The sequence below is a fragment of the Thauera linaloolentis 47Lol = DSM 12138 genome (assembly GCF_000310205.1).
GTDB classification, from domain to species: domain Bacteria; phylum Pseudomonadota; class Gammaproteobacteria; order Burkholderiales; family Rhodocyclaceae; genus Thauera; species Thauera linaloolentis.
In genome coordinates this window covers 1-774 of record NZ_AMXE01000195.1, presented here as the reverse complement: position 1 = coordinate 774, position 774 = coordinate 1, and the positions used below count along the sequence as shown (strand labels likewise).

The 774-nt window shown below is 73.6% G+C and carries 1 protein-coding gene; it reads left to right on the top strand.

Features of this window, described 5'->3' with window-relative positions:
* A partial coding sequence (gene ahbB / locus C666_RS19140; RefSeq protein WP_004351711.1) for a siroheme decarboxylase subunit beta occupies nt 1–774 on the top strand: 774 nt, incomplete at both ends.

Here is a 774-nt window from a genome sequence, read left to right as displayed (position 1 = left end):
CGCCGGCTGGGCGCCAGCGCGCTGGCCGCGCTCGCCGCGCCGTCCGAGCGGCTCGAAGCGGTCGCCGCCCGCGTCAGCCGCGAAGCGGCGATCAACCACAATTACCAGCGCGAGCACCGCTACAACCTGTGGTTCGTCGTCACCGCCGCGTCGGAGCACGATCTGCGCGGCGTGGTCGCGGGCATCGAGCGCGACACCGGCTGCGCCGTCATCGTGCTGCCGCTGGAAGAGGAGTACCACATCGACCTCGGCTTCGATCTCGGCGCCGAGCGGCGGCGGCCTGCCTGCCATTCCGCCGGCCCGGCGCCGCTGCCGGGCGGGGCCTGTACGCTGCCGGAGATCGAACGCCGGCTGGCCACCGTGCTGCAGGCCGGGCTGCCGCTGGTGGCACGGCCCTATGCCGCGCTGGGCGAACAGGCCGGGCTCGCCGAGGGCATGGCGATCGAACTGATCGAGCGCTGGCTGGCCGACGGCCTGGTCCGCCGCCTAGGCGTGGTGGTGCGCCACCACGAGCTTGGCCTGGGCGCCAACGCGATGTGCGTATGGGACATCCCCGACGAGCAGGTGGCCGACCTGGGCCGCAGGTTAGCGCGCGAGCCGGCCGTCACGCTGTGCTACCGCCGCCGCCGGGTGCTGCTCGGCTGGCCCTACAACCTGTTCTGCATGATCCATGGCCATGCGCGGGACGAAGTGCTCGCCGCCCGCGACGACATCGCCGCCCGCCTGGGCCTGGACGCGGCGCCGCACGAGGTGCTGTTCAGCTGCCGCCGCTTC